We start from the raw sequence: 24,387 nt of genomic DNA, 5'->3' as shown, positions 1-24,387 counted from the left end.
GATGCATACTTTCGATGATTCTGTGCCAACGCTGGGAGCCTCGATGCGGATCGCTGTCTACGCCTTCGACGGCATCACGATGTTCCATCTCGCCGCACCTCTCATGGTGTTCGGTGAACTCGACAGGCTCGGTCTGGCCACTGACTGGGAAACGCGGTTGTGGTCGGATCGGCCCGGGTCGATCCGGACCACCGAGGGGTACCCGATCGGTGAGATTGCCGGACCGGAGCTCACCGAGTGGGCCGATATCGTCGTCGTCCCGTCCTGGCCGCAACCGGTGACGCCGAGCACCGAGGACTACCGGGAACGGCTCCGGACCGCCCACCGGCGCGGCGCCACCATCGTCGGGCTGTGCCTGGGCGCTTTCCCGGTCGCCGACAGCGGTGTGCTGAAAGGCCGTACCGCCGTGACTCATTGGGAGATGCTGCCCGAACTCGCCGAGCATCTCCCAGGTACGGCGATGCAGACCTCCGTGCTCTACATCGACCACGGTGACGTGCTCACCTCGGCGGGCACCGCCTCCTCGCTGGACGCCTGCCTACATCTGGTGCGTCGTCATCTCGGGTCGGCCGTGGCGACCCGGGTGGCCCGCAGCCTGGTGGTGGCCCCGCACCGCGACGGCGGTCAATCCCAGTACATCGAACGTCCGCTCCCGCAGGCCGCCACCGATACCGCGATCGCCGATGTGCAGCAATGGGCCCTGCAGCATCTCGCCGAGAACCTGTCCGTCGATCGAATGGCCAACCACGCCAACATGAGCCGGCGTAGCTTCATCCGTCAGTTCACCACCAGCACCGGCGTCACTCCTGCCCGCTGGATACTACAGCAGCGCCTCAACGAGGCCCGTGTCCTGCTGGAGACCACCGATTGGAGCATCGACGAGGTGGCCACCACATGCGGCTTCGTCAGCACCGTCACCTTCCGGCAGAACTTCACCAGCGCCTACGCCACGACACCCACCGCCTACCGACGCCAGTTCGCCGCCCTGAGCTGACGGTTCAACTCAGGCCGGTGGACGACCTCCTGCGGCGGGAGACCGCGTCGACGCTGGCGGCCAGCAACAGCACACCACCGGTGACCAGGAAGTTGATGTAGGAGGACTGATTCAGCAGTCCGAGACCGTTGGCGATGGTCGCGACCACAACACCACCGATGACCGCATCGACAGCTCGGCCCTTGCCGCCGAACAGGCTGGTGCCGCCGATGACGGCCGCTCCGACGGCGTACAGCAGGACGTTGCCCGCACCCGAGGAGGCCGACACCTTGCCGGCGTAGGACGCCGCGATGATGCCGCTGAGCGCGGCCAGTGACGAGCACACCAGAAACACCGAGATGCGGATCCGGTCGACGTTGATACCGGCACGCCGGGCGGCCTCGGCATTACCGCCGACGGCGTAGATGTGCCGGCCGTAGGACGTGCGCTTGAGCACGATGGTCAGCACGATCAGCAGGACCACGATCAGCGGGAGCACGTAGGGGATGCCCCGGATCTCGACATTGGCGTTGACACTGCGGTTCACACTCAGGATGAAGGTGACGCCGAGTACCACGGCGGCCACCGCCGCGATACGTGCCGCGACCACACCGGACGGCGGGTGCGCCAGGTTCAGCGCCTGCTTGCGGCGGTACCCGCGGATCTCCAGCGCCGCAAAGAACACCGCCACCAGAGCGGCAACCGTCCAGCCGATCTCGACCGGCAGGTTGCTGATCGTCAGTCCCCGGATCACCGGGTCGTCGACGCGGACCGATCCGCCTTCGCCGATCAGTTTCAGCGTGACGCCCTGCAGACCCAGGAAGAACGCCAGGGTCACCACAAAGGACGGAATACCGAGCTTGGCCCGTAGCAGTCCGATCGCCAGGCCGATCACTGCGCCACAGGCGATCCCGACGAGCATCGCCGCCCACCACGGCCAGTTCAGACTGGTGGCCACCAGCGCCATCGCACATGCGGATACACCGCCGGCCACACCGGCCGACAGGTCGATGTCACCGAGCAGCAAGACGAACACCAGACCCATCGCGAGCACGCAGATCGAGCCGGCCTGCGTGATGAGGTTGGCCAGGTTCAGTGCCGACAGGAAACGGTCGTTGGCCAGGCCGAACACGATGAACAGCACGATCAAGCCGAGGACCGCGGGCAGCGAGCCCATATCGCCGCCACGGACGCGGCGCAGGTAGCCGCGTACCGCGGCACCGAAGGTGTCCTCGGAGTGGGTGTCGCCGGCGAAATCCGAATCAGCCAGGGTGGCTGATGTTTTGGTGTCCGAAGGTGCGTTGACGACAGTCATCTCGGTGTTCCTCGGGTCTACATCGTGAGTGGGCACGGTCATCACATCGACTCGGCGGCTTCGGCGGGAGCCAGACCGAGGTCGCCGGTCCGTCCCGCGGTGATGAGCTCGACGACCTGCCCGTGTGTCACCTCGGAGGCTTTGACATCGGCGGCCACCCGGCCGAGGTACAGCGTGCAGATGCGGTCGGCGACCTCGAACACGTCGTTCATGTTGTGCGAGATGAGGACGACACCGAGTCCTTGCTGCGCCAGCCTGCGCACCAGCTCGATCACCTGCTGTGTCTGTGCCACACCGAGTGCGGCGGTGGGTTCGTCGAGCAGCACCACCTTGGAGTTCCACAGCACCGATTTGGCGATGGCGACGGTCTGGCGTTGCCCACCGGACAGGCTGGACACCGCCTGCCGGACCGATTTCACGGTTCGCACCGACAGCGACGCCAGCGCCTGGCGGGCCATCGTCTCCATCCGCGCCTCGTCGAGCATGCCCCGGGTCTTGAGTTCGCGCCCGAGGAACATGTTTTCGACGATGTCGAGGTTGTCGCACAGGGCGAGGTCCTGATAGACCACCTCGACGCCGAGCGCACTGACGTCGTTGGGACTGCGGACCGTCACCGGATTGCCCTCGAACAGGTAGGTGCCCGTGTCGATGGGGTGAATCCCGGCGATCGCCTTGACCAAGGTGGACTTACCGGCGCCGTTGTCCCCGACCAGGGCGGTGACCTGGCCGGGATACACCTTGAAATCGACATCGTGCAGTACGTGGACGACACCGAAACTCTTGTTGACGCCCTGCAATTCGAGTATTGGTGCCACGGGATCGGTCATCGGCGTGTCAGACTCCGGCCTCGGTGCACATGGCGGCGAATTGACCGGCGCACACCTCTTCCTTGGACTGCCCGCCGTCCTCGAAGACGACGTTGACGTTGTCCTTGGTGATGGACTTGGGCGTCAGCAGCACGGACGGGACATCCCGGCCACCCGTGTCATCACGTGAGGTCGCCGTGGTCTCGGGCTCGGTACCGGTGGCCAGGGAGATCGCCACCTCGGCCAGCGCGTTCGCCTCCTCGGTGGCCGACTTGTAGACGCTCATGCACTGGGTGCCGGCGATGATGTTCTGCAGACCTTCGACGGTGGCGTCCTGGCCGGTGACCGGCACCTGGCCGGCGCGGCGGTTCTTCTCCAGGATCGAGATCACCGATCCGGCCAGACCGTCGTTGGCGGCGTACACACCGTCGACGCGACCGTCGGCCGCGGTGTAGAGCTGTTCGAAGATGGTGACGGCCTTGTCGTTGTCCCATTCGGGAACGGCCTGTTCGCCGACATTGGTGATGGTCGGGGTGGCGTCGATCACCGAGTGCGCACCGGCGCTGAACAGTGTGGCGTTGTTGTCGGTCGGAGAACCGTTGAGGAACACCACATTTGCCGGCTTTCCGCCCAGGCAGTCGACGAGTCCCTGGCCCTGCAGTTCGCCGACCTTGGTGTTGTCGAACGAGACGTAGACATCCGCGGAGCCGCCGAGGGTGAGCCGGTCGTAGTCGATGGTCTTGACGCCCTGGGCCGCGGCCTTCTCCTGGATCGATGCGCCGCTGTCGGAGTCGAGATTGACGATGGCGAGCACGGTGACACCATCGGCGATCATGCCGTCGGCGATGGTGGCCATCGTGTCGGCCGAGCCCTCGGCGTTCTGGATGGTGTATTCGACGCCGGCCTCCTTGAAGGCGGCCTCCAGCGCGGGCCGGTCCTTCGTCTCCCACCGGACCGAGGATTTGGTGTCCGGGAGGATGACGCCGACCTTGCCGGAGCTACCGGAACTGCCGGTCGAGGTGTCGGAGTTCGAGCCGCAGGCGGTCAGGGTCAGCCCGACGCCGACGACGGTGGCGAGCAAAAGAGTGTTGATGCGCTTCACGAGGATTCCTCCGAAAGTCTGGTTGTCCGCATTTGTTGTTCTTCTATACATATAAAGTGATCGCAGTCACTTTTTAGTGACTTTCAGCGTGCGCCGAGCAGATGTTCCAGCGCCAACTGGTTGAGCGCGACGAAGCCGCAGCCCTTGGCGCCGAAATACGAGTCGCTGTCGAAGCCCTCGTATGCGCTGGTGTCGGCCAGCAGGTCGGTATAGGTCTCGCCCTCGGCAAGGGTGGGCCGGCCCAACTCGGAGACCTTGGCCGCGGCCATCGCCTGCTGCACCTCGGGATCGGCACGGAAGGCCGCAGCGCGCTGGCGCAGCAGAAGATACATCCGCATGTTGGCGGCCGCCGACGCCCAGACGCCGTCGGTGTCCTCGGTGCGGCTGGGCTTGTAGTCGAAGTGCCGGGGGCCGTCATAGGCCTGTCCACCGGAGGGCCCACCGTGCTCCAGCAGGTCGACGAGTCCGAACGCATTGGTCAGGTCGCCGTGGCCGAACACCAGATCCTGGTCGAACTTGATACCGCGCTGACCGTTGAGGTCGATGTGGAAGAGCTTGCCGCTGTAGAGCGCCTGGGCGATACCGTGCACGAAGTTCAGGCCGGCCATCTGTTCGTGCCCGGTCTCGGGATTGACCCCGACCATCTCCGGGTGAGCCAGGGTCTCGATGAAGGCGAGCGCGTGTCCGACGGTGGGCAGCAGGATGTCGCCGCGGGGCTCGTTGGGTTTGGGTTCGATGGCGAAGCGCAGCCCGCTACCCTGATCGATCACATACTGGCACAACAGATCCAGTGCCTCGCGGTAGCGGGCCAGCGCGGCCTGCACGTCCTTGGCCGAGTCGTACTCGCTGCCCTCGCGGCCGCCCCACATGACAAACGTCTGGGCACCCAGTTCGGCGGCGAGGTCCAGATTGCGCAGCACCTTGCGCAGTGCGAACCGGCGTACGTCGCGGTCGTTGCTGGTGAAGCCGCCGTCCTTGAACACCGGTTGGGTGAACAGGTTGGTGGTCACCATCGGCACCACCAGACCGGACTCGTGCAGGGCTGCGGTGAGCCGGTCGATCATCCGTCGGCGCTCGGTGTCGGGGCTGCCGAAGGCGAACAGGTCGTCGTCGTGGAAGGTCACCCCCCAGGCGCCGAGTTCGGCCAACCGATGCACGGCCTCGGTGGGATCGAGTGGGGGACGGGTGGCCACCCCGAACGGGTCGTTGCCCGGCCAGCCCACCGTCCACAGACCGAATGAGAACTTGTCGGACGGTTTCGGCGTGAGGGCGTCCGCTGCGGGGGCGCTGGACTCCAGCACAGTCATCAGGTGCTCCTTAGGGATTCGAATACCGTGGTGCCTGCTTGTGGCGGGCGGCGTTCCGGTGACAAGATGCATTTGTTCTAACGGCGAACATAAAATGTGGCCTGCGACACTGTCAAGGGCTCTGTGAGGGGTGACTGCAGCTGATGAAGGGGAGCGACGACCTTCGACTCGCCCGCGTGGGCACCAACACCGACGATGTGCGGCGACGGAACCTCTCCAGCGTGCTGACCCTCGTGCACCGGCACCGTGCCCTGAGTCGCGCCGACCTGACCCGATTCACCGGATTGTCGCGGTCGACCACGAAAGACCTCGTCGAGGATCTTGCGGCGCGCGGACTGGTGCAGGAATCGCCCGGGCCGGCGATCGCGCAGGTCGGGCGGCCCAGTCCGATCGTGAGCCCGGGCCGACGCATCCTGGCCGTCTCGGTCACCCCGGAGGTCGACGCCGTCACCGTCGGGGTGGTCGCCATGGGTGGGGCGGTCCTCGAGGTGACGCGGTGTCCGACCGCCCGGATCCCCACCGCCGCCGAGACGGTGGACATCGCAGGCGCCGAGATCGCACGCATCCGGCGATCCCTCGACCCGGACTCGACCGTCACCGCGGTCGGGATCGCGGTGCCCGGCCTGGTGCATTCACCGGAATCCGCCGTGCAACTGGCCCCGAACCTGGACTGGCATGATGTCGAGATCGGTCAGATGCTCAGTGCTGCAACTGATCTACCTGTCTATGCGGCCAACGACGCCAATGTCGGGGCGGTCGCCGAGTATCTGTTCGGTGACCACCGCCGCGGCGGGCACCTGATCTATGTCAACGGCGGACCGAGCGGTATCGGCGCCGGATTTGTGGTCTCAGGCGGACTGTTGGAGGGAGTGGCCGGTTATGCCGGCGAACTCGGGCACACCTATGTCGGCGGTGTTCAGCAATGCCACTGCGGTAGCCTCGGATGCCTGGAGACCGAGGTGGTGCAGGCGCCGCTGACGCAGCTGCTGACCGGTTTGGACGAGGTGCCGGCCGCCCGGAGTAGTGCCGAAACCGATGTATTGGCCAGGCAGGCAAGATATCTGGCGATCGCGTTGGGCAACGCCGTCAACATGCTCAATCCTGGTGTCATCGTGCTCGGCGGGTTCCTGCGGGTCTTTCCGGCCTATGCGGCCGGAGCATTGCACGAGGAACTGAGCCGGCGCAGCATGCGCGCCCCGCGTGACATGGTGCGGGTGGTCGCCGCCACCCTGGGCTCCGAAACCCTGATGATCGGTGCGGCCGAGTTGGCCTTCGCGCCGGTGCTCGCCGACCCGGGAAGGTACTGATATGACACTGGTGGCCGGAGTCGATTCCTCGACACAGTCCTGCAAGGTGCTGATCTGCGACGCGGAGACCGGTGAGGTCGTCCGCTCGGCGTCCTCGGCGCACCCAGACGGCACCGAGGTGCACCCGCGGCGATGGTGGGAGGCCCTGGAGCGCAGTATCACCGCAGCCGGCGGCCTCGACGATGTCGAAGCCATATCCGTCGGCGCCCAGCAGCACGGCATGGTGTGTCTGGATTCCGAAGGGCAAATCGTTCGAGATGCGCTGTTGTGGAACGACACCCGATCCGCATCGGCTGCCACCGAGCTGATCGAGGAGCTCGGTGGGCCCGGTGAGTGGGCCCGCCGGATCGGCGTCGTCCCGGTCGCCTCGATCACCGCGACGAAGCTGCGCTGGCTGGCCGACAATGAGCCGTGGCACGCCGACGCCACGGCCGCGGTCTGCCTGCCGCATGACTGGCTGACGTGGCGGCTGAGCGGGTCCACCGATATCGCCGATCTGCGGACCGACCGTAGCGATGCGAGCGGTACGGGGTACTTCTCGGCGGCCTCCGACGAGTATCAAACCGACCTTCTCGGGCTGGCCTTCCGGGGCCGTCGACCCACACTGCCCGAGGTTCTCGGTCCCCGGGCTGTCGCCGGTACCCGCAATGGTGCCGTCCTGGGCCCGGGTGCCGGCGACAATGCCGCCGCGGCAATGGGTTTGGGTGCCGGGCAGGGTGACTGTGTGGTGTCGCTGGGTACCTCGGGGGTGGTCAGCGCGGTCGGGTCGGTGGCACCGAACGATCCCGAGGGCATCGTCGCCGGGTTTGCCGATGCGACGGGGCGGCAGCTGCCGTTGGTCTGCACCCTCAATGGGGCCCCGGTCCTCGCCGCGGTGGCGGCGATGCTCGATATCGGGTTCGACGAGTTCGACCGACTGGCGTTGTCGGCACCAGCCGGTGCAGAGGGCCTGGTCATGGTGCCCTACTTCGAGGGTGAACGCTCGCCCAACCTGCCCACCGCGACGGGATCGCTGCACGGGATGACATCACGAAACCTCAACTCCACCAATATAGCCCGTGCCGCGGTTGAGGGTCTGGTGGCCTCGATGGCCTACTGCATAGGCAAGATCTCCGAACAGGGCGTCGATACGCGGCGGATCACCCTCATCGGTGGGGGTGCCCGCTCGGATGCCATCCGGCGGATCGCCCCCGCCATCCTGGGTACGGACGTCGAGGTTCCTGCCACCGCCGAGTACGTCGCGCTGGGCGCGGCACGCCAGGCGGCCTGGGTGCTGTCCGGTGCGGAGTCGCCGCCGGTCTGGAAGAGCGCGGAATCAGTGCGATACCAGGGGGACCCGGCGCCGGGGTTGGTCGACCGCTACCGGGAGGCGGCCAGGCTGACCCTGCTGTCCTGACGGGTGTCAGCTGGTCGCCGCGATCCGGTCGGCTCGCTTGCCGCCCTTGGGCCAGAAGTAGCTGCCGGGCTTACGGGACGCCCACCGAGGCCGGGTTCAACGTCGTGGGGTCCTGGCCGCCGATACGCGCCAGCACCGTATCGGCGGCATGCGAGGCCAACGGCATCGCCAACTGGCAGCTCATCCGCAACGGCTCGGCCGAGGGTGACGCTGCGTCCCCGACCGCGACGATCGACCGATGATCGGTCGACTACGGGAGCCGGGATGTTTTCCGGTCGCGGTATCAGGGCACATCACCTCCGACCAGAGGAGGCGACATGTCCGGCCATCCGACGTTCGGTGTCGAAGAGGAGTTCCTGCTGGTTGACCCGCAATCGGGCGAACCGGTCCCGCTCAACACCCGGGTCGCCGAGATCGCCGACGAGGCGGGTGTGGATCTGCAGTTGGAGCTGACGACCTGCCAGGTCGAGACCGCGACCGAAGTCGCGTCCACCACCACCGAGTTGCGCGCCCAACTGACCCGATTGCGACGGACCGCCGTCGATGCCGCGCACGCTGCCGGTGCCCGGCTGCTGGCGGTGGCCCTGCCGCCCACAGTGCCGCAACATTTCCCGATCACCGACACCCCGCGTTACCGCCGGATCGGAACGGAGTTCGGCATGATCGCTCACGAGCAGGGGATCAGCGGCTGTCACGTGCACGTCGCGGTGCCCGACCGCGACACCGCCATCCATGTGAGCAATCACCTGCGGCCGTGGTTGCCGCTGCTGCTGGCCCTGGCGGCGAACTCGGCGATCTGGCGCAAGGCCGATACCGGTTACGCGAGCTGGCGTCAGGTGCTGTGGTCGCGGTGGCCGAGCGCCGGGCCACCCCCGCATTTTGATTCCGCCGCCGACTACGACGGGACGCTGCAGTCGCTGCGGGATATCGGCGCAATGCTCGACGACGGGATGGCCTACTGGGATGTCCGGCCGTCGGCCAACTTCCCGACCGTCGAGGTGCGGGTCGCCGATGTGCCTGCGACGGTTGCCGAGACCGTGCTGCATGCGGCACTGACCCGTGCTGCGGTGATGACGGCCCTCGACGATCATCGACGAGGCGAGCATGTGCGGCCGATCCGCGCCCACGAGCTGGCGGCGGCCTACTGGAAGGCGGCACGCAACGGGCTCGACGGCAAGGTTGTCGATATCGCCGAAAACAGCAGTGCTGCAGACACAGTGGATGTGTTGCGGGCCTTCGTCGACAGGCTCGCCCCGGCGCTGCGTGCCGTCGGTGACTACGAGTTGGTCGACGACGAGCTCAGCCGACTCGCCGAAGAGGGCAACGGTGCGATGCGCCAGCGCACGGCGTGGCGACGGCGGGGCGAGGTCACCGATGTCCTGGACGCCGCCGCGGCCGCCACCGTCGAGGGCTGCTGATCACGGACCGACCGGGTAGTGACTGGCGATCGCGATGCGATTCCAGCCGTTCATCATCACCGCGAGCCAGGTGACCGCCGCGATCTCCGACTTCGACAGCGCGGCCTCGACGTCGACTTCGGGTGTCGGCGCGGTGTGTTCGTCACCGATCCGCGTGATGCGTTCGGACAAGGTCAGCGCCGCACGCTCCTGATCGGTGAAGTACTGGGACTCCCACCACGCGGGCAGGACCGCCAGCCGGTCGGTGGTCTCACCGGCCGCCAGCGCGTCGCGGGTGTGCATCCGCAGGCAGAAGGCGCAGCCGTTGAGCTGGGAGACCCGCAGCTTGACCAGCTCGACCAGAAGCTTGGGCAGACCGGCCTTCTCGGTGGCCTCCACCACTTGCTTGTCGAGCGCGATGTAGGCCTCGTACGGGGCGGAGAACTGCTTGCCGATGTTGACGTGGGGGAGCATGGCTGCCTTTCGTGCCGAGCGTCTCGATGAATATGTCACCTATGAGACGGCGCGGGCACGCGTGGTGTGACAGCCGGTCACGATCCGAACAGCTGCGCCGCCAACCCCACCAAGGGAGCGTGCAACGACCGGACATCACCGTCGTCGCCGTTGACGAGCTCATGGGTCACCAGCGACGAGATCGCCGCGACCAGCGCCCGGCAGGCGAACCGGCCATGATCGGTGCGAACGTCGAACACCATGTACAGGCCCTCGATGGTGCGCTGCTGCAGTTCCATTCGCGCCCGCAGCGCCTCCGAGCCGGCTGCGTACACCTCGATCAGGTAGACGCGCGCCATGGTGGCGTCGCGGGCCAGCGCGTCGAGGTAGTTCGTTAGGACGGCGTCGAACACCGCCATCGGGGTGGCATCCGCGGGCACGGTGCCCGCCGCCACGCTGACCCGCCGGTGGATGCGGGCGTAGGCGTCCAGGAAACAGGCCTGCTTGCTGCCGTAGTGCTCGTAGAAGGTCTGCTTGGACACCTTCGCGCGCTCGATGATGTCCGTGACGGTGGTCGCCGCGAAGCCCTTCGCGAGCATCGCCTCGCCGAGTGCGGCGATCATCCGATTCCGCTGGTCGGTGGCGACCTCTTCGCGGGTCAGGCGGTGCCGGCCCGGCGGCAGCTTGGTGGCCAAGGTGCGCTCCTGTTCGAGGACACATTTGTGTACGCAATCGTTTATAGTTTTACCGCAGCGAGTCGACGTCGAGGGGTCGTCGACAGAAAACCCGGGTCGCCGGTCACAGGGTAGTTTCGAAGCATGCTTGTGACCGTCGACCGTGCGCGCTCGGAGTAAGTACCACAGTGGGTTTCGTCCTCGGCCTGGGTAGTGTCCTGCTCCTCGCCCACCTCTACCTCTACTGGCGTCTGGTGCACTGCACCGGAACCGGGCGGCGTTGGCGAACGGGCGGCGCCGTCGGTATCGCCACGCTCTTTGTCAGCGTGCTCACCTCGCTGGTCACCCAGCGGTCGGGTCCGCGGGACTACCTGATGCCGCTGCACGCGGTCGGTATGACGTGGATGGCGGCGGTGGCCTATCTGATTCTGCTGTTGCTGGTGGTCGAGGTGCTCCGCCTGGTGCTGTTGGTGCTGCGCCGCCGCGGTGACGAGCCGCAGCGGCTCCGGTTGGCGCGCGGTGCGGCCGCGTTCGTCGTCGTCATCACCGTGGTGGTGGTCGGCTACGGCGTCACCCAGGCGCTCGGACCCATCCGCACGGTGCAGGCCCGCATCGTCATCCCGGATCTGCCCGAGCAGTTCGACGGCTACCGCATCGGTCTGGCCACCGACCTGCATCTGGGCGCGCTGAACGGGCGCGACCGCACCCAGCGCGTCGTCGACCTGCTCAACGAGGCCGACGTGGACATCGTGGCACTGGTGGGTGACCTGTCCGACGGTCTGCCCAGCCAACTCGTCGCGGCGACCGAACCGTTGACCGAGCTCACCGCACCCGACGGGGTGCTGTTCACCACCGGCAATCACGAGTACTACTTCGACGCGGCCGCCTGGTGGGCGGCGCTACCGGGCCTGCAGGTCGAGCTGCTGCACAACGAGTCGCGCCCGATCGCGCGCGGTGACCAACGGCTGCTGTTCACCGGAATCAACGACTACACCGGAGATGAGTTCGGTGACGCTGCCGATCTGGACCGCGCGCTGACCGATCGCCGCCCGACCGACATCGTGGTGCTGCTCGCGCACCAGCCGCGCCAGGTCCATGACGCGGCCGTCGCCGATGTCGATCTGCAACTGTCCGGGCACACCCATGGCGGGCAGTTCTGGCCGTTTCATCTCGCCGTGCAGGCCCAGCAGGGAACCCTGGCCGGCCTGAGCCGGCTCGGTGACACCCAGGTCTGGACCACCCGTGGTGCCGGCTTCTGGGGACCGCCGGTGCGAGTGGGCGCACCCCCGGACGTCAGCATCATCACGTTGGCGCCACAGTAGCTACAGTGCACCTGTGCGGCTCACCCCCGACGAGCGAGAGCAGGTGTTCGCCGCGGTGGCTCGGGAACGACGAGCGATCGCGGACCTCGTCGACGCCCTGACTGCTGACCAACTCGCCACACCGAGTTTGTGCACGGGCTGGGATGTCAAAACGGTTGCCGCCCATCTGGTCAGCGATTTCACCGACGGCTTCACCGGCTTTCTGGTCAGCGGCATCCGGCACCGCAGCATGCACCGGGGTATCGATGCGCTCGCCCGTCGCCGCGCGCACGCCACGCCCGCGCAGATCGCGCGGACCTTGCGTGAACAGGCCGACTTCCGGCTCAGCCCACCGCTGACCGGGCCGCTGTCCGGTCTGACCGATGTCCTGGTCCACGGCGCCGATATGCGTATACCGCTGGGGATCACGCACATCCCGGACCCGAGGGAGGTCGACCGGGTGCTCGATTTCCTGACCGGCCGTACCCAGCGCGGATTCTTCCCGCCGAAGCGGTTGCGCGATATCGCGTTGCACGATCAGGACACCGGACGGACCTGGGGCCGTGGCGACACCGTCAGCGGACCCGGCGACGCTCTGATGCTGGCCGTTTGCGGCCGCGTCGTCGGGTTCGAGCGGCTCAGCGGACCCGGCGTCACCGTGCTGAAGGCCCGGTTGGGATAGCGAAAGATCCGGTGGGCCAATGACTCCGATCACCCGTTTGGGCGCGCTGGGGATCGTCTTGATGGTGACCGCCTGCGGACCGGCGGCGCCCGCCGGTGAGCCAACCAACACCGTGGCATCGAGCACCTCGGCGACGACAACGCGGGTGATCACCCCACCCGCCCCGATCACCCCGGCCGAGTTCGCACCCGTCGGCCGACTCGTGAACGATGCCGTTGCCGCGCACCGCCTGCCCGGCGCGGTGGTCCAGATCGGCCACAACGGACGCGTCGTCTTCCGCGAGGCGTTCGGGGTGCGCAAACTGGCGGGTGAACCCGGACTCGACGGGGCACTGTCACTGGCCGAACCGTTGACCGCCGATACCCTCTTCGACCTCGCCTCGCTGAGCAAGCCGCTGGCGACCACAACCGCCGTCATGCAGCTCCAGGAAGACGGCAAGCTCGAGCTCGACGAGCCCGTACAGACCTACCTGCCCGGATTCAATCCGACCGGCGATCCCCGGCGGGCCCGGGTCACCCTCCGGATGCTGCTCACCCACACCTCGGGAATCGCCGGCGATCTGAGCCTGGACGGCCCGTGGGGTCTGGGCCGCGCGGACAAGGCCGAGGGCACCAAGCGCGCGCAGGCCGCCTGGGTCGTCCATGAACCCGGGGAGATCTTCCACTACTCGGATATCGGGTTCATCCTGCTCGGCACCATCGTCGAGGACCTGACCGGCCAGACCGTCGACGACTATGTGCAGCAGCATGTGTTCGCCCCGCTGGGCATGGCCGATACCCGCTACTTTCCTGACGGTGTCCCGGGCACCGACCTGTTGTCCCGCATCGCGCCGACCGCACACGACGGTGACACCGCCGGACTGAACCCGAACTTCGGTCGCCTGCTGCGCGGCACGGTCCACGACCCCACCGCACGCCGGATGGGCGGTGTGACCGGCAGCGCCGGGGTTTTCAGCACCGCCGCCGACGTCGGATTGTTCGCGCAGGCACTGCTGGACCGGATCGCCGAGCGGCCCAGCACGTTCCCCCTCACGCGGCAGACGCTGGAGCTGATGACGGCACTGTCGCCCGACCAGCACGGCCGGGGCCTCGGCTGGGATATCGATACCCCGCATTCCGGACCCCGCGGCGCGGTCTTCCCGGTCGGCAGTTTCGGTCATACCGGGTTCACCGGAACCTCGCTGTGGATCGACCCCGGCTCGGACACCTACGTCGTGGTGTTGGCCAATGTGATCCACCAGCCCGGCGGGCCGCCGATCACCGGCCTCAGCGGCGACATCGCCACCGCCGCAGCCCGCGCGCTGCACCTCTACGGCAGCTGAGCCACCGGGGAATCAAACCCTCACCGGTGCCGTTGTAGCCGACAGAGCAAGAGCAGCAGTCGAGAAGAGGCGAGAACGATGAAGAAGATCGGGTTGGCAGGAATCATCGCCGGAGCGTTCACCGCAGCCGTGGTGGGGTTGGCCGGTCCGGCTCAGGCAGAGGCGCCGGTACACATGCTTCCGCAGGCACCGGGCGGCATCTACTACGACAACGACAACGATTACTACCCCTGGCGTGACCAGCTCTTCCCGACCGTCAAGGTGCCGCAGGTCGACACCTCGGTCCGTAACTGATCCGCACCTTCAGCGAGGGCGTCCGCACACGCGGGCGCCCTCGCTGTGTTTTACCGGTGGGGCTAGCCCTACCCTGATCACGCGGGCGTACGGGATGGGGGTGGCGGCACCAGATGCCTAGCGTCGATGTCGTGACCACCGCCCCGCGCCCGGGAACGCTCCGGCAACTCGGCATCGACACCAACTACGTGCTGCTGGGATTTCCACTCGCCATCGCGAGCTTCACCGTCGTGATCACCGGACTGTCGGCTGGATTGGGCACCCTGGTGGTCCTCATAGGTCTGCCGGTGCTGATCGGCACGGTGTTGATCGCACGCGTCTTCGCCGATGTCGATCGGCTGCGGTTTCCCGCGGTACTGCACACGCCGCGCACTCGGCCCACCTACCGGCAGGCGCCGCCGACGGCTGGGTTCTGGAAGCGCCTGGTCGGTCCGCTCGCCGATGGTCAGTCCTGGCTGGACACCACCCATGCGCTCATCCGGTTCCCGGTGTCGGTGGTCACGTTCTGTGCCGTCCTGTGCTGGTGGGCCGTCGCGATCGCCGGCACGCTGACGGTGTTGTGGGACTGGGCAATTCCGCGCGGACCGGACAATCAGTCATTGGCGCAGCTGGTGGGGCTCGGCGACAGTGCGTTGGTGCGCATCGGATTTCAGACTGCGATCGGGGTGGTCTGCCTGCTGACGCTGCCATGGGTGGTGCGCGGGTGTGCGCTTGTCGAGGCCGGACTGGCGCGGGTACTGCTCACCGGAGTGGCCGAGATGCGCCAGACCATCACGGTGCTCACCGAGCAGAAGTCGGCGGCGGCCAGCGCCGAGGCCCACGCGCTGCGCCGGCTGGAACGCGATATCCACGACGGCCCGCAGCAACGCCTGATCCGGCTGGCGATGGACCTGGGTCGAGCCCGTGCGCAGGCCGAGCCGGGCCCGGGCCGGGATTCTCTGGACGAGGCGATCGTCCAGACCCAGGAAACGCTCAACGAGTTGCGTGCGTTGTCGCGGGGCATCGCCCCGCCGGTGCTGACCGACCGCGGATTGCCGAGCGCGCTTGCCGCGCTGGCGATTCGGAGCACCGTACCGGTCGAGCTGGTGGTCGATCCCGCGCTCGGCACCCCGCAGGGGCGGCTCGACGCCGCGGTGGAGACCGCGGTCTACTTCGCGGTGGCCGAATGTTTGACCAATGTGGCCAAACACAGCGGTGCCGGCAACTGCTGGGTGACCGTGGCGCGCGGGCCGGCGCGGGTCGGTGTCGAGGTCGTCGACGACGGCGACGGTGGGGCGCACGTGGCCAAGGGGCACGGATTGTCGGGGCTGGCCGACCGCATCAAGGCCGCCGGCGGCACGCTGGACGTGCGCAGTCCGCTCGGTGGACCGACGACGATCCGGGTGGAAGTACCGTCATGACGGTGCCGGGATTGCGAGTGGTGGTGGCCGACGATTCGGTTCTGTTGCGGGAGGGCCTGATCCGCCTGCTCACAGAACACGGCCACGAGGTGGTTGCGGCGGTCGGCGACGGCCCGGCGCTGGTCTCGGCGATCGAGACACACCGCCCCGATGTGTCCGTGGTGGATGTCCGGATGCCACCGTCACACACCGATGAGGGTCTGCGCGCGGCGGTGCAAGCCCGCCGATCGGTGCCGCGCTCGCCGATCCTGGTGCTCTCGCAGTATGTGGAGGTGTCCTACGCCGACGATCTGCTGGCCGACGGCACGGGTGCCGTCGGGTATCTGCTCAAGGATCGGGTGGTCGCGGTCGGCGAGTTTCTCGAAGCGATCGCCCGGGTGGCCGGTGGTGGCACCGTCCTGGATCCCGACGTCGTCGCGCAGCTGCTGGTCCGCCGTCGCCGCGACGACCCGTTGCGGCAGTTGACCTTGCGCGAACAGGAGGTGTTGGCACTGATGGCCGAGGGCCGCTCCAACACCAATATCGCGGCGACCCTGGTGATCAGCGACGGCGCGGTGGAAAAGCACGTCACCAACATCTTCGCCAAGCTCGGGCTGCCGCCGGACGGCGCGCAGCACCGACGGGTGCTGGCGGTGCTGACCTATCTACGGGGCTGAGCCCGGATGCACAATGGGCCGACGATCGCGGCCGGTGCTCGGGAACCGGGCACCCGTCCCGAATGAAAGCCGACTCACGACTCCATGTGCTACCATGTAGCACATGGAGTCGATCGGCGTCCGGGAGCTGCGGCAGCACGCCAGCAGGTACCTCGATGCCGTTGCGGCCGGCGAATCCATCGTGATCACCGATCGGGGGCGTCCGGTTGCGCGACTGGTTCCGATCACCGGCGACACCTGGCAGGACCTGGTGCGGACAGGTGAAGTCGTCGAAGGCGCAGAAAAGCTCCGGCTGGACGAGCTGACACCCATCGAGGCCGCCTTCGACATATCGGCGCATCTCGACGAGATACGTTCGGGTGAGCGGTGATCCGTGCGCATGTACCTGGATACGTCGGCGATGGTGAAACTCGTCGTCGCGGAAAAGGAAACGCCGGATCTCGTCGCCTACCTGGGTGAACGTGCCGACGATGGTTTGTTCACCGCGGAGCTGACCCGTACCGAACTGATTCGCGCCGTGATGCCGCTCGGGCCGCAGGCGATCGCCGCAGCGCGCAAGCTCCTGCGCGGTACGGACTCGGTGGTGCTCAGTCGCCAACTGCTTGACGATGCCGGGACCCTCGGGCCGCAGACGCTACGCAGTCTCGACGCCATCCACCTCGCGGCGGCGCGAAAGGCAGGCGACCTGCTGCGGGCAGTGATCACGTATGACACCCGGATGATGGCTGCGGCGCAAGCGATCGGATTGGCAGTGCAGGCCCCAGGCCGACATGAGTAACTCCGATGTCGAGAACTCGGATCCGGCTCCGTCCCAGTGGTGAGCGATACCGACGAGGATCGCCGACCGAGTTAAAGGAGACACCATGGCGAAGTACCTGTTCCTCAAGCATTACCGCGGCGCTCCGACAGCGGTGAACGACGTCCCGATGGACCGGTGGACACCGGCCGAGATCGATGCCCACATTCAGTACATGAATGATTTCGCCGACCGGCTCAAGGACAGCGGCGAGTATGTGGACAGCCAGGCACTGGCCGCCGAGGGTGCCTGGGTGCGCCACGACGGTCCCGGCAAGCCCGCGGTCACCGACGGCCCGTTCGCCGAGACCAAGGACCTGATCGCCGGCTGGATGATTGTCGATGTCGACTCTTACGGCCGCGCCATCGAGCTCGCCGGGGAGCTGTCGGCGGCACCCGGTGCGGGCGGCAAGCCCATTCACGAATGGCTGGAGGTACGGCCGTTCATGGGTTCCCCGACCACCGTCACCGAATAGTGGACGAGGCGGAGCTGCGGGCACTCATCCCCGCTGTGCTCGCCGCTGTGGTGCAACGCGGGGCGGACTTCGCGACCGCCGAGGACGCCGTGCAGGAGGCGCTGATCAGTGCGGTCCAGAACTGGCCGGGCGCGCGGCCCGAGGACCCCAAGGGGTGGCTGATCACCGCGGCGTGGCGTCGGTACATCGATCTCGCCAGGTCGGCGGGCGCCCGGCACCGGCGCGAGGTGCAGGTGAGCAACGAGTCCGGGCCGGGACCGGTCACCGACACCGACGAGTCACTGTGGCTCTACTTCCTGTGTGCGCACCCGAGCTTGCGTGACGCGTCGGCGGTGGCGCTGACCCTGCGGGCGGTCGGCGGGCTCACCACCCGCCAGATCGCGCAGGCCTACCTGGTGCCGGAAGCGACCATGGCGCAGCGGATCAACCGGGCCAAGCGCACGATTGCCGATACCCGGCTGGACCGGCCGGGTGACCTGCGCACCGTGCTCAAGGTGCTCTACCTCGTGTTCAACGAGGGCTACAGCGGTGATGTCGATCTGGCCGCCGAAGCGATCCGGTTGACTCGGCAACTCGCCGCGATGACCGATGATCCCGAGGTCGCCGGGCTGCTGGCGCTGTTCCTGTTGCACCATGCGCGTCGTGATTCCCGGACACGGTCCGACGGAACGTTGGTGCCGTTGGCCGAGCAGGACCGCGGGCGGTGGCGAGTCGATCTGATCGCCGAAGGCGTGGAGATCCTGCAGGCGGCGCTGACGCGAGACCGGCTGGGGGAGTACCAGGCGCAGGCGGCGATCGCGGCACTGCACGCCGACGCACCGACCGCCGCGGAGACCGACTGGGTGCAGATCGTCGAATGGTACGACGAACTGGTCGCTCTCACCGACAGTCCGGTGGTGCGCCTGAACCGCGCGGTGGCGGTCGGCGAGGCCGACGGGCCGCAGGCTGGGCTGGTGGCGCTGGACGGTCTGGATCCCACTCTGCCGCGATATACCGCTGCGACCGCTTATCTACACGAGCAGGCCGGTGAAAGGCGCACCGCAGCAGACCTTTACGTGCGCGCCGCCGACCAGGCGCAGACCGTGGCCGAGCGTCACCACCTCACCCGCAAGGCGGCCGCGCTGCGTCGGGGGTAGTCAGTGCGGGTGCGCGGGCACCTGCACGACGCTGTGATCGGATTCTGGACCTTGCGCGTCCGCCTCGCCGTGCCGCAGACCCGAAGTGACGCCGACCGCGGACGCCGCCGCCACCACACCGATCGCGCCCAGCAGGACCGCGGCGCCGGCGAATGCCGGTACCGGCTCGCCGCGCAGGCCGCGGTAGCCGACCCACCCCGCGCCCATCACGACGTAGACCTGCAGCAGCAGGGCACACAAATCGGCGGCCTGAACCAGCTCGGGCTCACCCGGGTGCGAGCCGAAAGGTGTTCCGGCCGTTCGGGACAGCGCCCACAACGAGATCGCGCCGACATTGAGCAGAATGCCGGCGACCAGCAGCGACGGGGTGGTCCGCACCAGCACCGCACATGCCCAGAACAGTTGGCAGGCACCGACAACCACGAAGAACAGCCCGGCCGGCAGCCAGTCCTGCCAGTGCGCCGGTGCAACCGAGAAGTGGATGACCGCCGCACCGACGGAGGCGACGGCCGCCAGTTGCGCCGCCAGCCTGCTGTCGGACATGGACGCTGACCTGGATTTCACCGGTCCGATGTTCGCAGCATTCGGGCCTACCGCAAACTCGTGAGATCACGTCTCAACCGGACCGAGACCGTGTCGTCATCCCCCGGGCGATCGGTCGTTGCGCAGCGGGCCGTCACCGTCGACCTCAAGGTCGGGATCGACCACTGTCGGTACCGGTCCGCCACCCACCTGGTCGGCCAGTTCCAGCCCGGCGCCGGCGTAGACGTTGAACGCGATGTCGACGCCGTGCTCCTTGGCCCAGGCCACCTCATCGTCGTACCGGGCGACGGCGGCGACGGTGCCGCTGAACCCGGACTCGCGTAGACATTCGAGCGCGGTGACATTGGCGCCATGGCGTGGCATCGCCAGGATCGCGATGCGCGCCGAATCCGAGCGCCGCAACCGATGCCAGAAATCCAGATCGGTGGCGTCTCCCTCGACCACGTTGAAACCCTCGTCGCGTAACCGCTGGATCCGGCGACCGTCGTAGTCGACCCCGACGACCGGGAATCCGTAGTGATCGGTAAGCCGTTGGTAGGCGGCGAAACCCACGCGGCCCATGCCGATCACCACGACCTCGGCATCACCGGCGTCGACCGGTCGTTCCTCGGGTTGCAAAGTGCGTTCGTCCTGCGTCGGCAGGCGTGCGGCGATCTTCTCCACCATCAGATGGCCGCGTCCGTTCACCAGGGCCGACACCACGAAGCTCAACGCGACGGCGATCGACATCTCGACCAGCCATGCCGGCGCCAGCAGTCCCGCCGATACCCCGACCGACACCACGATCAGGCCGAACTCCGAGTAGTTCATCAGACTCAGCCCGGCCAGGATCGACGTCCGGTGCCGCAACCGCATCAACGACAACAACGCCACGTACCACCCGGCCTTGAACGGCAGCAGGAGCACCATCAGCACGGCGACACCGATGGACGGCAGGTCGGGCAGCCCGGTCAGACCGATCGACACAAAGAACCCGACCAGCAGGAGTTCCTTGATGTGGAACAGGGACCGCGCGAGTTCGGAGGACGCCGCGTGTGAGGCGAGCAGGATACCGATGATCAGCGCGCCCAGGTCGCCCTTGAGGCCGACGGCGGTGAACAGCGCGTAGCCGGGGACGAACGCCATCACGATGCCGAACAGCGACTGCATCTCACCGTGACCGAGCCGGGTCCAGATCTTGCGTAGCAGCCGCGTCAGCGGCCACAGGCCGATGAGTGTCAGCGCCCACGGGCTGGGCAGGTGCCCGCTGGTCGCGGTCAGGAACACCACCGCAACGATGTCCTGCATGACCAGGATGCCGATCGCCACGCGTCCGTAGAGCGCGTGCGATTCGCCGCGCTCCTCAAGGACTTTGACGACGAACACGGTGCTGGAGAACGAGAGCGCGAACGCCAGCAGCGCGATGGTCTGCAGGCTCTGGCCGGACAACATCGCCATGCCGGCGATGGCGGCCAACCACATTGCCGCGCCGCCGAGTACGACACTGATCACCATGTGCGCCGATGTCGTCAACCACACCTCGCGGCGTAACAGGATCCGCACGTCGAGCTTGAGCCCGATCGCGAACAGCAACAGCGTGACGCCCAGGTCGGCCAGGATCTCCAACTCCGGAATGTGTTCGACGTCCAGGGCATTGATGACGAAGCCCGCCGCCAGGAATCCGACCAGCGGTGGGAGCCGGACCGCCATGGCGAGTCCGCCCAGCCCGAAGGTCACGATTAGGTAGATGGCGACAGTCGTCAAAGGCGGCTCCCTTGTGTGGAATTGCTCCAAGTATCGCGGGAATCGCCGCAGATCTCTCGGCGTACCGCCCTCAGCGCGGTGCCGAGGTCAGGTAGGTGAAGACGTGTTCGAGCGAGTCCACCATCGTCGGTTCCTCGTCGGCGGCCCAGCGTCGCCAGGCGAGGTCCAGGCAGGCCAGTGCGGCGACGACGACCGGGCGGGCCGCATCCGGATCCTCGATGCGGGCGGCGAGAACGGGTGTGAGGGTGTCCTCGAGGGCGAACCTGCGTTGCGCCATCCGGGTGCGCAGCGACACCGTGGCGTTGAGCATCTGCACCCGGGACCGTTCCAGTTCGGAATGCTCGCCGATATGCGGTAGCGCGGCGGCGAAGGTGCGGTGCAGTAGCTGCCAGGGACTCTCGCCGTCGATCGGGGACAGGCCCTCGAGGCTGCCGACGTAGTCGACCGACGACGCCTCGATGGCCGCCAGCACGGCGTCCTCCTTGGATCCGAAGTACCGGAAGAAGGTGGCCCGGGAGATCCCGACCTCATTCGCGGCCTCGTCCACGGTGACCTCGTCGAAACCCCGCTGCGCGAACAGATTGCTCATCGCTGCGGCGATCTCGGTGCGTAGCGCCAGGCGTGCGCGCTCCCGTACTCCGGCGGCCATCCGGTCAGAGTAGCGGACGTGACGTGGAATATCAGGATAGGTACTGAGGCTTGAAGTTGATACCGAGTCTCACCCGCCGGTACGGTGAGCCGGGCAGCACGATGAAGGGCGGTTGATGACACTCGATACCCGGGCAGCGGTGGATCCGCAGCCGGACGCTCCCGTGACGGTGCGTCCCGGTCGAGCGATCGCGGCGCTGGCCTTCGCGGGGATGACGGCAGCATTCACCCAGACCATCCTGATCCCGATCCAGGGCGAGCTGCCGCAGCTGCTCAATGCCTCCGGCGGTGACACGGCCTGGGTCATCACCATCACCTTGCTGGTGGCCGCCATCTGCACGCCCATCTCCGGGAAATTGGGCGATATGTACGGCAAACGCCGGATCGCACTGACCCTGCTCGGTGTACTGATGTTCGGGTCCGTCGTCGCCGCGCTGTCCTCGACGGTGGCTCCACTGATCGTCGGGCGCGGTCTGCAGGGTGTCGGGATGGGAGTCATCCCGCTCGGCATTGCGATCCTGCGGGACACGCTCGACGCCGATCGGCTGGGTTCGGCCATCGCCTTGGTCAGTGCGACGCTGGGTGTCGGCGGTGCGCTCGGTCTGCCGGTCAGTGCCTTCGTCACCGAGCACTTCGACTGGCATGTGCTGTTCTGGTTCGCCGCAGGTCTCGGTGCCGTGGCCTTCACCTTGATCGTCACGTTGGTGCCGGAGAGTCGACTGCGCGCCGGCGGCCGCGTGGACGGTGTGGGGATCGTCGGGCTGGCGATCGGTCTGACCGGTGTGCTGCTGGCGATCTCGCGGGGCAACGAGTGGGGCTGGTCATCGACGCGCACCATCGGCTGTCTGGTCGGCGGGATCGTTGTACTGCTGATCTGGGGCTGGCTCGAACTACGCATCCGCGAACCCCTGGTGGACCTGCGGGTCAGTGCTCGGGCACCGGTGCTGCTGACCAATCTCGCGTCGATCGCCATGGGCTTTGCGCTGTTCTCCTCGCAGATCGCCTTTCCCCAACTGCTCGAACTACCCCGGGCGGCAGGCGGATTGGGTATGCCGCTGCTGCAGGCCAGCCTGTACCTGATGCCTGCGGGGCTCGCGATGCTGGCCATGTCGCCGGTCGCCGGCCGGCTCGGGCGCCGGTGGGGACCCAAACCGCTGTTGGTGTCCGGAGCCTCGATCATGGGGGCCGGCTACGCCGTGGCGGTGCTCGCGGATCTGCATGCCGGCCACATCCTGCTCATCAATGTTCTGATCGGTATCGGGATCGGCCTGGGGTACGCCGCGATGCCGACACTCATCATGCGCGCCGTACCCGCGTCGGAGACGGGCGCGGCGAACGGACTCAACACGCTGATGCGATCGCTCGGCACAGCGACGGCTGCGGCGGTCATCGCCGCGGTGCTCGCTCGGTCGACCGTCGACGTCGGGGGTACCGCAGTGCCCAGTGGAACCGGATTCCACGCGGCCTTCCTGTTCGGATTGGGCGCCGCCGTCCTGTGTACCGTCATCGCGCTTTTCATCCCGCAGTCGCGGCGGTCCGTGTGAAGCTTGTTGTACACAGCACCATCTCCTGAGGATGCGCTGTACGCTTCACGTATCCGATGAAAGGACCCTTGTGATCAAGTCACGTTTGACCGTTGCCGCACTGCTCGCGGGCGCGGGTGCTGTCGGCGCAATCATGGCCGCACCGTTGGCCGCTGCCGAGCCTTCCTGCACGCAGGCCGGCAATATCGTCTCCGGCACCAGCACCGTGTGCCAGAGCCCGGGCAACGCCCAGATCACGAGTTCGCCCGGCCAGCTCGGCGAGACGCAGTGGGGCATGTGGCCCTGGGGCTATGGCGGCTACGGCGGCATCGGCATCCTCTGATCCCAAGATCTTTCGAAAGCACCGCATCTGCATTCGCAGGTGCGGTGCTTTTTTGTGTCGCCTGCAGTCCGGTCCCGAAACGCCGAAACCCGGATACGCGGTGTCCGTATCCGGGTTTCGGTCGAAGTCGTGATCAGAGGATGTCGACATCTCCGTCGCCATCGGTATCACCGCAGCGAAGACGGATGTCCTGCAGCGGCTTCCGGATATTCTTGAGCTCGGCGCCGATCTGCGGGTTGGCCTCGAAGTACTCGTTGACCTTCTGCTCCATCTCGCCATGCGACAGGCCGTGCAGGCTGGTGAAGAAATCGTTGACCGGCGGGTGGGTGAACAGGTAGGCCGAGGTCGCGGCCGAGACACCGGATTGCACGCCTGCCAGATCGGCGGCGGTGCAGTTCGGCGGCGGCACGGGCTCGGCGAACGCGGACGGAGCGCCGGCGAGCAGTGTCGCACCGGTGACTGCGCCGGCCCCCAGGATTCCGACTACCGCACGACGGGCATTGAGCAACATTGATCGGGCTCCTTTATCGATGTCGAGACGTGACGACGCGCCAGTTGATTGGTGCTGACGCTCAAAGCTAATCAGATCTTAGAGGCAGTTTCTCGCCTTGTGGGCAGACCGCCGTGACGGGTCAGGCGTGGTCGGGGGAGTGCTCCGGTGCCGGTGCCTGGTGCCGCCAGTGGTTGCAGCGGGAACTGAATAGACATATTTGACGCAAGTGTCTATTTGCTGAAATAGACATAACATTGTTTAGAAGCAAGATAAAACTTAGCTATATCGTTGAACCTGCAATCA

General features: G+C 67.1%; 25 protein-coding genes and 1 pseudogene. 16 read left to right on the top strand and 10 right to left on the bottom strand.

Going from position 1 to position 24,387, the window contains the following annotated elements; translation table 11 throughout:
* Positions 1-43: 43 nt before the first annotated feature.
* Positions 44-994, top strand: coding sequence for a GlxA family transcriptional regulator (locus tag ACLBYA_RS23240; protein WP_447711812.1), 951 nt, complete (start codon positions 44-46; stop codon positions 992-994).
* 4 nt (positions 995-998) lie between these two features.
* Here ACLBYA_RS23240 and ACLBYA_RS23235 read toward each other — a convergent pair whose 3' ends face one another.
* The 4 genes from ACLBYA_RS23235 to xylA form a co-directional block, all read right to left on the bottom strand.
* Positions 999-2,288 (bottom strand): sugar ABC transporter permease, encoded by a 1,290-nt coding sequence (locus tag ACLBYA_RS23235; RefSeq protein ID WP_447711811.1) that lies wholly within the window; start codon positions 2,286-2,288, stop codon positions 999-1,001.
* A gap of 41 nt (positions 2,289-2,329) precedes the next feature.
* Positions 2,330-3,115, bottom strand: coding sequence for an ATP-binding cassette domain-containing protein (locus ACLBYA_RS23230; protein ID WP_447711810.1), 786 nt, complete (start codon positions 3,113-3,115; stop codon positions 2,330-2,332).
* A gap of 7 nt (positions 3,116-3,122) precedes the next feature.
* A complete protein-coding gene (locus ACLBYA_RS23225; protein WP_447711809.1) occupies positions 3,123-4,196 on the bottom strand; it encodes a sugar ABC transporter substrate-binding protein in 1,074 nt (357 codons plus the stop codon).
* 83 nt (positions 4,197-4,279) lie between these two features.
* A complete protein-coding gene (gene xylA / locus ACLBYA_RS23220; protein WP_447711808.1) occupies positions 4,280-5,503 on the bottom strand; it encodes a xylose isomerase in 1,224 nt (407 codons plus the stop codon).
* Positions 5,504-5,646: 143 nt separating this feature from the next.
* Here xylA and ACLBYA_RS23215 point away from each other — a divergent pair, with 143 nt between their 5' ends.
* From ACLBYA_RS23215 to ACLBYA_RS23205, 3 genes are all read left to right on the top strand, one after another.
* On the top strand, positions 5,647-6,810 hold the full coding sequence (locus tag ACLBYA_RS23215; RefSeq protein WP_447711807.1) for an ROK family transcriptional regulator: 1,164 nt from the start codon (positions 5,647-5,649) through the stop codon (positions 6,808-6,810).
* A 1-nt stretch (position 6,811) separates the two neighbouring features.
* The gene (gene xylB / locus ACLBYA_RS23210; protein ID WP_447711806.1) at positions 6,812-8,206 is read left to right on the top strand and encodes a xylulokinase; all 1,395 of its coding nucleotides are present in this window, start codon (positions 6,812-6,814) and stop codon (positions 8,204-8,206) included.
* 317 nt (positions 8,207-8,523) lie between these two features.
* Positions 8,524-9,624: a glutamate--cysteine ligase 2 gene (locus tag ACLBYA_RS23205; RefSeq protein WP_447711805.1), complete on the top strand. Its 1,101-nt coding sequence runs from the start codon at positions 8,524-8,526 to the stop codon at positions 9,622-9,624.
* On the opposite strand, the gene ACLBYA_RS23200 is transcribed toward ACLBYA_RS23205, so the two are convergent.
* Together ACLBYA_RS23200 and ACLBYA_RS23195 are read right to left on the bottom strand one after the other, a co-directional pair.
* Entirely contained in the window at positions 9,625-10,077 is a 453-nt protein-coding gene (locus ACLBYA_RS23200) for a carboxymuconolactone decarboxylase family protein (protein WP_447711804.1), read from the bottom strand.
* 77 nt (positions 10,078-10,154) lie between these two features.
* Positions 10,155-10,751: a TetR/AcrR family transcriptional regulator gene (locus tag ACLBYA_RS23195; RefSeq protein ID WP_447711803.1), complete on the bottom strand. Its 597-nt coding sequence runs from the start codon at positions 10,749-10,751 to the stop codon at positions 10,155-10,157.
* Between the two features lie 167 nt (positions 10,752-10,918).
* On the opposite strand from ACLBYA_RS23195, the gene ACLBYA_RS23190 reads away from it, so the two are divergent.
* From ACLBYA_RS23190 to ACLBYA_RS23145, 10 genes are all read left to right on the top strand, one after another.
* Positions 10,919-12,052 carry a metallophosphoesterase gene (locus tag ACLBYA_RS23190; RefSeq protein WP_447711802.1) on the top strand — a complete coding sequence of 378 codons (1,134 nt, stop codon included), beginning with the start codon at positions 10,919-10,921 and terminating at the stop codon, positions 12,050-12,052.
* A 13-nt stretch (positions 12,053-12,065) separates the two neighbouring features.
* Complete coding sequence (locus ACLBYA_RS23185; protein WP_447711801.1) at positions 12,066-12,713, top strand: maleylpyruvate isomerase family mycothiol-dependent enzyme; 648 nt, start codon at positions 12,066-12,068, stop codon at positions 12,711-12,713.
* Positions 12,714-12,732: 19 nt separating this feature from the next.
* Complete coding sequence (locus ACLBYA_RS23180; RefSeq protein ID WP_447711800.1) at positions 12,733-14,034, top strand: serine hydrolase domain-containing protein; 1,302 nt, start codon at positions 12,733-12,735, stop codon at positions 14,032-14,034.
* A 78-nt stretch (positions 14,035-14,112) separates the two neighbouring features.
* Positions 14,113-14,328, top strand: coding sequence for a hypothetical protein (locus tag ACLBYA_RS23175; RefSeq protein WP_447711799.1), 216 nt, complete (start codon positions 14,113-14,115; stop codon positions 14,326-14,328).
* Between the two features lie 131 nt (positions 14,329-14,459).
* Entirely contained in the window at positions 14,460-15,728 is a 1,269-nt protein-coding gene (locus ACLBYA_RS23170) for a sensor histidine kinase (protein WP_447711798.1), read from the top strand.
* An 11-nt stretch (positions 15,729-15,739) separates the two neighbouring features.
* Positions 15,740-16,384, top strand: a complete 645-nt coding sequence (locus tag ACLBYA_RS23165) for a response regulator (protein WP_447711888.1) — start codon at positions 15,740-15,742, stop codon at positions 16,382-16,384.
* Between the two features lie 103 nt (positions 16,385-16,487).
* Complete coding sequence (locus tag ACLBYA_RS23160) at positions 16,488-16,754, top strand: type II toxin-antitoxin system Phd/YefM family antitoxin (protein ID WP_447711797.1); 267 nt, start codon at positions 16,488-16,490, stop codon at positions 16,752-16,754.
* Between the two features lie 9 nt (positions 16,755-16,763).
* Entirely contained in the window at positions 16,764-17,162 is a 399-nt protein-coding gene (locus ACLBYA_RS23155) for a type II toxin-antitoxin system VapC family toxin (RefSeq protein WP_447711887.1), read from the top strand.
* A gap of 85 nt (positions 17,163-17,247) precedes the next feature.
* Positions 17,248-17,655, top strand: coding sequence for a YciI family protein (locus ACLBYA_RS23150; RefSeq protein ID WP_447711796.1), 408 nt, complete (start codon positions 17,248-17,250; stop codon positions 17,653-17,655).
* A complete protein-coding gene (locus ACLBYA_RS23145; RefSeq protein ID WP_447711795.1) occupies positions 17,604-18,791 on the top strand; it encodes an RNA polymerase sigma factor in 1,188 nt (395 codons plus the stop codon). The genes ACLBYA_RS23150 and ACLBYA_RS23145 overlap by 52 nt, the downstream gene beginning before the upstream one ends.
* Before the next feature lie 33 nt (positions 18,792-18,824).
* Here ACLBYA_RS23145 and ACLBYA_RS23140 read toward each other — a convergent pair.
* The 3 genes and pseudogenes from ACLBYA_RS23140 to ACLBYA_RS23130 all read right to left on the bottom strand — a co-directional run.
* Positions 18,825-19,334: pseudogene (locus ACLBYA_RS23140) on the bottom strand (hypothetical protein); the annotation flags it as partial.
* Between the two features lie 96 nt (positions 19,335-19,430).
* Positions 19,431-21,077, bottom strand: a complete 1,647-nt coding sequence (locus ACLBYA_RS23135; protein ID WP_447711794.1) for a cation:proton antiporter domain-containing protein — start codon at positions 21,075-21,077, stop codon at positions 19,431-19,433.
* Between the two features lie 70 nt (positions 21,078-21,147).
* Positions 21,148-21,726, bottom strand: coding sequence for a TetR/AcrR family transcriptional regulator (locus ACLBYA_RS23130; protein WP_447711793.1), 579 nt, complete (start codon positions 21,724-21,726; stop codon positions 21,148-21,150).
* Positions 21,727-21,841: 115 nt separating this feature from the next.
* Here ACLBYA_RS23130 and ACLBYA_RS23125 point away from each other — a divergent pair, with 115 nt between their 5' ends.
* Positions 21,842-23,269, top strand: coding sequence for an MFS transporter (locus ACLBYA_RS23125; protein WP_447711792.1), 1,428 nt, complete (start codon positions 21,842-21,844; stop codon positions 23,267-23,269).
* 70 nt (positions 23,270-23,339) lie between these two features.
* The gene (locus tag ACLBYA_RS23120) at positions 23,340-23,591 is read left to right on the top strand and encodes a hypothetical protein (protein WP_447711791.1); all 252 of its coding nucleotides are present in this window, start codon (positions 23,340-23,342) and stop codon (positions 23,589-23,591) included.
* A gap of 133 nt (positions 23,592-23,724) precedes the next feature.
* On the opposite strand, the gene ACLBYA_RS23115 is transcribed toward ACLBYA_RS23120, so the two are convergent.
* A complete protein-coding gene (locus ACLBYA_RS23115) occupies positions 23,725-24,102 on the bottom strand; it encodes a heme-binding protein (protein WP_447711790.1) in 378 nt (125 codons plus the stop codon).
* Between the last annotated feature and the right edge of the window lie 285 nt (positions 24,103-24,387).

This window comes from Mycobacterium sp. C31M (assembly GCF_053345865.1).
The sequence above is the reverse complement of the archived record's forward strand: the minus strand, read 5'-3'. Positions and strand labels throughout refer to the sequence as shown.

What these genes read in the sequence shown, in the direction of transcription:
- ACLBYA_RS23240 (WP_447711812.1), top strand. Translation starts at nt 44, where the DNA reads ATGCGGATCGCTGTCTACGCCTTCGACGGCATCACGATGTTCCATCTC.
- ACLBYA_RS23235 (WP_447711811.1), bottom strand. Translation starts at nt 2,288, where the DNA reads ATGACTGTCGTCAACGCACCTTCGGACACCAAAACATCAGCCACCCTG.
- ACLBYA_RS23230 (WP_447711810.1), bottom strand. Translation starts at nt 3,115, where the DNA reads ATGACCGATCCCGTGGCACCAATACTCGAATTGCAGGGCGTCAACAAG.
- xylA (WP_447711808.1), bottom strand. Translation starts at nt 5,503, where the DNA reads ATGACTGTGCTGGAGTCCAGCGCCCCCGCAGCGGACGCCCTCACGCCG.
- ACLBYA_RS23215 (WP_447711807.1), top strand. Translation starts at nt 5,647, where the DNA reads ATGAAGGGGAGCGACGACCTTCGACTCGCCCGCGTGGGCACCAACACC.
- xylB (WP_447711806.1), top strand. Translation starts at nt 6,812, where the DNA reads ATGACACTGGTGGCCGGAGTCGATTCCTCGACACAGTCCTGCAAGGTG.
- ACLBYA_RS23205 (WP_447711805.1), top strand. Translation starts at nt 8,524, where the DNA reads ATGTCCGGCCATCCGACGTTCGGTGTCGAAGAGGAGTTCCTGCTGGTT.
- ACLBYA_RS23200 (WP_447711804.1), bottom strand. Translation starts at nt 10,077, where the DNA reads ATGCTCCCCCACGTCAACATCGGCAAGCAGTTCTCCGCCCCGTACGAG.
- ACLBYA_RS23180 (WP_447711800.1), top strand. Translation starts at nt 12,733, where the DNA reads ATGACTCCGATCACCCGTTTGGGCGCGCTGGGGATCGTCTTGATGGTG.
- ACLBYA_RS23175 (WP_447711799.1), top strand. Translation starts at nt 14,113, where the DNA reads ATGAAGAAGATCGGGTTGGCAGGAATCATCGCCGGAGCGTTCACCGCA.
- ACLBYA_RS23160 (WP_447711797.1), top strand. Translation starts at nt 16,488, where the DNA reads ATGGAGTCGATCGGCGTCCGGGAGCTGCGGCAGCACGCCAGCAGGTAC.
- ACLBYA_RS23155 (WP_447711887.1), top strand. Translation starts at nt 16,764, where the DNA reads ATGTACCTGGATACGTCGGCGATGGTGAAACTCGTCGTCGCGGAAAAG.
- ACLBYA_RS23150 (WP_447711796.1), top strand. Translation starts at nt 17,248, where the DNA reads ATGGCGAAGTACCTGTTCCTCAAGCATTACCGCGGCGCTCCGACAGCG.
- ACLBYA_RS23145 (WP_447711795.1), top strand. Translation starts at nt 17,604, where the DNA reads ATGGCTGGAGGTACGGCCGTTCATGGGTTCCCCGACCACCGTCACCGA.
- ACLBYA_RS23130 (WP_447711793.1), bottom strand. Translation starts at nt 21,726, where the DNA reads ATGGCCGCCGGAGTACGGGAGCGCGCACGCCTGGCGCTACGCACCGAG.
- ACLBYA_RS23125 (WP_447711792.1), top strand. Translation starts at nt 21,842, where the DNA reads ATGACACTCGATACCCGGGCAGCGGTGGATCCGCAGCCGGACGCTCCC.
- ACLBYA_RS23115 (WP_447711790.1), bottom strand. Translation starts at nt 24,102, where the DNA reads ATGTTGCTCAATGCCCGTCGTGCGGTAGTCGGAATCCTGGGGGCCGGC.